The organism is Anaerophaga thermohalophila str. Valhall (assembly GCF_000250735.1).
In the GTDB taxonomy this organism is placed as follows: Bacteria; Bacteroidota; Bacteroidia; order Bacteroidales; family Marinilabiliaceae; genus Anaerophaga; species Anaerophaga thermohalophila_A.
The window spans coordinates 1-4,799 of the sequence record NZ_AHZV01000210.1 but is presented as its reverse complement, the minus strand read 5'-3'; the positions used below and the strand labels follow the sequence as shown (position 1 = coordinate 4,799).

At 40.8% G+C, this 4,799-nt stretch carries 6 protein-coding genes and 1 riboswitch; all 6 genes read left to right on the top strand.

The features are described 5' to 3' along the window. The first annotated feature begins 475 nt into the window (after positions 1–475). The 6 genes from OQ5_RS20920 to thiE all read left to right on the top strand — a co-directional run bounded on the left by OQ5_RS20920 (position 476) and on the right by thiE (position 4,738). Entirely contained in the window at positions 476–2,077 is a 1,602-nt protein-coding gene (locus OQ5_RS20920) for a dipeptidyl peptidase 3 (RefSeq protein WP_255297503.1), read from the top strand. Position 2,078: 1 nt separating this feature from the next. Beyond that, complete coding sequence (locus OQ5_RS24630) at positions 2,079–2,435, top strand: hypothetical protein (protein ID WP_255297502.1); 357 nt, start codon at positions 2,079–2,081, stop codon at positions 2,433–2,435. A 94-nt stretch (positions 2,436–2,529) separates the two neighbouring features. Then, on the top strand, positions 2,530–2,760 hold the full coding sequence (locus OQ5_RS0111245; protein WP_016777590.1) for a hypothetical protein: 231 nt from the start codon (positions 2,530–2,532) through the stop codon (positions 2,758–2,760). After that, positions 2,750–3,097 (top strand): type II toxin-antitoxin system PemK/MazF family toxin, encoded by a 348-nt coding sequence (locus OQ5_RS0111240; RefSeq protein ID WP_010418641.1) that lies wholly within the window; start codon positions 2,750–2,752, stop codon positions 3,095–3,097. Before OQ5_RS0111245 ends, OQ5_RS0111240 begins: the two co-directional genes overlap by 11 nt. A gap of 29 nt (positions 3,098–3,126) precedes the next feature. Next, positions 3,127–3,221, top strand: a riboswitch (TPP riboswitch). Between the two features lie 84 nt (positions 3,222–3,305). Then, the gene (gene thiM, locus OQ5_RS0111235; RefSeq protein ID WP_016777589.1) at positions 3,306–4,100 is read left to right on the top strand and encodes a hydroxyethylthiazole kinase; all 795 of its coding nucleotides are present in this window, start codon (positions 3,306–3,308) and stop codon (positions 4,098–4,100) included. Further along, positions 4,097–4,738: a thiamine phosphate synthase gene (gene thiE / locus OQ5_RS0111230; RefSeq protein WP_016777588.1), complete on the top strand. Its 642-nt coding sequence runs from the start codon at positions 4,097–4,099 to the stop codon at positions 4,736–4,738. The genes thiM and thiE overlap by 4 nt, the downstream gene beginning before the upstream one ends. The last annotated feature ends 61 nt before the right edge of the window (positions 4,739–4,799 follow it).

Here is a 4,799-nt window from a genome sequence, read left to right as displayed (position 1 = left end):
GACGAAAACTTATGAATAAAGCAGGTTGAAATGCGATGCTGAAAAGAATTGCATAGTTAACTCAATACTTCGTTGAACTTTTGCAATACGCGGCAAATCAATTGTTTATGCTCAAAGAGGCTTGCTTGTCAAAATGCAGTATATTAAGGTTGTACGAAACGACCATGGCAAGACTTACCATAATAAGAACGTGTATAAGTTCTAACATGCGAGTTCCATCCGACATTATAAAAATAAATTTTATGCGGATGAATCATCTTACATCTAAACATCTAACGATCTATGAGTGCGGTATAAAAAGCATATTTTTGTCAAAATCAAGGCGTTTTAATTTTTTGTATCGGAGTTAACTCGTTGTTAATGAGGATGCAAAAATTTGAAACAACACAGAGTTTGGCAATAAAGATGCTTTTTAGACCGGGCTCATCTATTATTAACTGTAATAAACCGGATATTAATAAAAAGACTCAATACGATGCAAACCAATGATTTTAAATACGTTGTAGAACAATTTGCCGATTTACGCATTCTTCGTTATCCTGTTTCCGGGTTTGAAGAATTGCCACTACAACAGAAGATACTGATTTATTATTTATCGCAGGCAGCCATAGAAGGACGTGACATTCTTTTCGACCAGAATTATAAACACAATCTGACCATTCGCAAGACTCTGGAAGCTATATATGAGAATTTTAACGGTGACCGTTCTTCGGAGGAATTTCTGTCTTTCGAAGTTTTTCTTAAACGGGTATGGTTTTCCAACGGCATTCATCACCATTATTCTACTGTCAAATTAGAGCCCGGGTTTAGCCCTGAATTCTTTGAACAGGCAATTGGAAATATTGATGATAAAAAACTTCCCCTTAGCAACGGAGAAACAAAAAAGGAGCTTGTTGAAAAACTGATCCCCATCCTTTTTGACCCCACTGTTGATACAAAACGTGTGAACCAGGCAGAACATGAAGACCTGATTGCTACTTCAGCCAATAATTATTACGAAAATGTTTCCCAACAGGAGGCTGAGGCATTTTATGCATCAAAAAAAAGTCCGGAGGAAAAGAAGCCGCTTTCGCATGGATTGAACACAAAATTGGTTAAAGAAAACGGAAGGCTTGTTGAGAAAGTCTGGAAAATTGGAGGTCTTTACTCCCTGGCAATCCAAAAAATTGTAGGATGGCTCGAAAAAGCACTAACAGTAGCCGAGAATAAAACTCAGGAAAAAATTATTTCCTTACTCATCGATTTTTACAAAACCGGCGATTTGGAAATTTTCAACAAGTACAATATCGCCTGGCTGCAGGATAACGAATCGCGGGTTGACTTTATTAACGGCTTCATAGAAACTTATGGTGACCCCCTTGGCCTTAAAGCAAGCTGGGAAAGCGTTGTAAATTTCAAGAATATTGAAGCCACGCGGCGAACGGAGATAATCAGTGCACATGCAAAGTGGTTCGAAGATCATTCACCAACCGATCCGCGATTCAAAAAGAAAGAGGTTCGTGGCGTTACAGCCAAAGTAATTAATGTTGCTATGCTGGGTGGCGACTGTTATCCGCACACCCCTATCGGCATTAATCTGCCCAATGCCGACTGGCTTCGTAAAGAGTATGGCTCAAAGTCTGTAACCATCGAAAACATTACTTATGCTTATGATGAAGCTGCTAAAGGAACCGGTTTTTTGGAAGAGTTTTGTTATTCACAGGAAGAAATTGAACGGCACAATAAATATGGCTTTCTGGCCGGCAACCTGCATACCGACTTGCACGAGTGCCTGGGGCACGGTTCGGGACAACTGCTGGAAGGGGTTACCGGCGATGAATTGAAAGCCTACGGTGCTGTAATTGAAGAAACCCGTGCCGACTTATTTGCTTTGTATTTTATGGCTGACAAAAAGCTGATTGAATTGGAACTTTTGCCCGATGAAGAGGCTTTTAAAGCCGAATACGACAACTATATCCGGAACGGACTCCTGACGCAGATCACCCGTATTAAACCCGGTGATAATATTGAGCAGGCTCACATGCGTAACCGTCAGTTGATAGCTTCGTGGTGCTACGAAAAAGGAAAAAACCGATAATGTGATTGAAAAGAAAATAAAAGATGGGAAGAGCTATTTCACCATCAATAATTATCAGGCGTTGCGTGAACTATTTGCACAATTACTTGCAGAAATACAGCGTGTAAAATCGGAAGGTGATTTTGAAACCGCCAGGCAACTCGTTGAAAACTATGGTGTAAAAATTGACAGAAATCTTCATGCCGAAGTGCTCGAAAGATACAAAAAACTTAATCTTGCCCCCTACAGCGGATTTGTAAATCCTGTGTACGGGCTGGAAAAAGATAATGATGGAAACATTTTGGATGTAATACCTGATTACAGCGAAGGGTATGCCGAGCAGATGATGCGATATTCCAAAGAACATTCGTGGATTTAGAATTACAAACAATATTTACTATACTTGAATGATACTCCAAAAAGATATATATTTGTAATATACTTTCAGCAGTGATATGTAACAATAGAATATCATGAAAACAGTATCCTTAAAGATTGATGACTCGATTTTCGGCGAAACAGAAAAAATACTTGCCAGGATTAAAAAGCCACGTAACCGTTACATCAACGAAGCAATAGAGCATTACAATAAAGTGCAGCGCAAACAGATTCTTGAGGAGAAGCTTAAAAAAGAATCTGAAGTAGTAAAAAATGATTCAATGTCTGTATTAAAAGATTTCGAGGGAATTGACTATGGCGATTAAACAATTCGAAATCTGGATTGCAGATTTAAACCCCAGGGTTGGAACTGAACCGGGAAAAACAAGACCGGTTTTAGTTGTTCAAACAGATTTACTCAATAAAATTCCACATCCATCAACCATTGTTTGTCCCATTACTACTAATGTACGACACGATTCGGATATTTTAAGAGTACATTTGAAAAAAGGAATGGCTAATCTCCATAAGGCGTGCGACATTATGATTGACCAAATCAGGGCAATTGATAATAAACGGTTGACCAAAAAGATCGGTATATTACCTGATGAAGTGGCTGATTTGGTAAAAGAAAATATTTCAATAGTTCTCGATTTAGAGTAATGCTGTTGATTTAATTTATTAAATTTGTAGAACACTGTTAGGGGTGCTCCGAATTTGGGGCTGAGAACAAACCCTTGCACCTGAGATGTATAATAACAGCGTAGGGAAACAGTTAGTTAAATGAGATCAAATTTTTAAGGAAATAAATCATTTAAGAGCTGTTTTGCTACTGCAGAACAGCTCTTTTTTACCACAAAAAGTTATTACTATGATCACAGCACAAAGCGTAGCAGAAGACTTATTAAAACTAAAAGAACAAGCCCCGCTGATACACAACATTACCAATTATGTGGTGATGAATAACACAGCCAATGCATTACTATCCATTGGTGCCAGTCCGGTAATGGCCCATGCTCCCGAAGAGATGGAAGCCATGGCCGGCATTGCCTCGGCCCTGGTTATTAACATCGGTACGCTTGGTAAAGAATGGATCGAGGGAATGCTGATTGCCGGAAAAGCTGCATCGAAGAGAGGTATACCTGTAATATTAGACCCTGTGGGTGCCGGAGCAACACCTTTTCGGACAGATACCTGTCATCAACTGATTAAAACATGTAAACCAACCATTATCAGGGGAAATGCTTCCGAAATAATGGCACTCATCAGCAGCGATGTTAAAACCAAAGGGGTGGACAGTACCGAATCGTCGGATAAGGCTCTGGAATTAGCTAAAACATTTGCATATGAAACCGGAGCTGTTATCAGCATCAGCGGTCCTGTTGATTACATAACTGACGGAGAAACCGTCATCAGTATTAAAAATCATATTCCCCTTATGCCGAAAGTAACCGGCATGGGATGTACAGCAACTGCTCTGACAGGGGCTTTTGCTGCAGTTTGTGAGGACAGCCTGAAGGCCGCTGCAACGGCAATGGCTATAATGGCCGTTGCAGGTGAAACAGCTAAAAATAAGGCCCTGGGCACGGGGACTTTTCAAATGTATTTTCTGGATGCACTCTGTAATTTGAATGATATTGATATTGCCAAACATTTAAAAATATGAGAAATGAATTTGACCTGAGTCTCTATCTTGTTACCGATCGCGGGTTATCTTTAGGTCGATCGCTGAAAGAGGTGTCAGAAAAGGCTCTGAAGGGGGGCGTCTCAATGGTTCAAATAAGGGAAAAAGAGGCTTCCACCAGAGAATTTATAATGGAGGTGCTCGATATAAAAATACTGCTGAAAAAATACAATGTACCGCTAATCATCAACGACCGGGTAGATGTGGCTCTGGCAACAGATGCTGACGGAGTTCATCTGGGACAGAATGATATGCCCTGGCGAATGGCAAGAAGACTCCTTGGTCGCGATAAAATCATCGGTCTCTCTGTTGAGTCTGCCGACCAGATCGAGGAGGCCAATGCGGCAGATATTGACTATATCGGGATAAGCCCGGTTTTCACAACACCTACCAAAAAAGAGCTGGCAAAAGGGCTTGGCCTGAAAGGAACGGCTCATATAGCAAGGCTTTCCAGGCACCCGGCCGTCGCCATAGGCGGCATTAAGCAGGAAAATGCCCGGGAAGTCCTGCAAACAGGTGTTGACGGAATATCGGTAGTATCTGCAATTTGTTCGGCACCCGATCCTGAAAAGGCCTCCCGTGAATTATTGGAAATCATCACAACAAAGAAAAGCTCATGAGAAAATATAAAACCGCACTAACCATTGCCGGAAGTGACAGCAGTGGTGGAGCAGGCATACA

What these genes read in the sequence shown, in the direction of transcription:
- OQ5_RS20920 (WP_255297503.1), top strand. Translation starts at nt 476, where the DNA reads ATGCAAACCAATGATTTTAAATACGTTGTAGAACAATTTGCCGATTTA.
- OQ5_RS0111245 (WP_016777590.1), top strand. Translation starts at nt 2,530, where the DNA reads ATGAAAACAGTATCCTTAAAGATTGATGACTCGATTTTCGGCGAAACA.
- OQ5_RS0111240 (WP_010418641.1), top strand. Translation starts at nt 2,750, where the DNA reads ATGGCGATTAAACAATTCGAAATCTGGATTGCAGATTTAAACCCCAGG.
- thiM (WP_016777589.1), top strand. Translation starts at nt 3,306, where the DNA reads ATGATCACAGCACAAAGCGTAGCAGAAGACTTATTAAAACTAAAAGAA.
- thiE (WP_016777588.1), top strand. Translation starts at nt 4,097, where the DNA reads ATGAGAAATGAATTTGACCTGAGTCTCTATCTTGTTACCGATCGCGGG.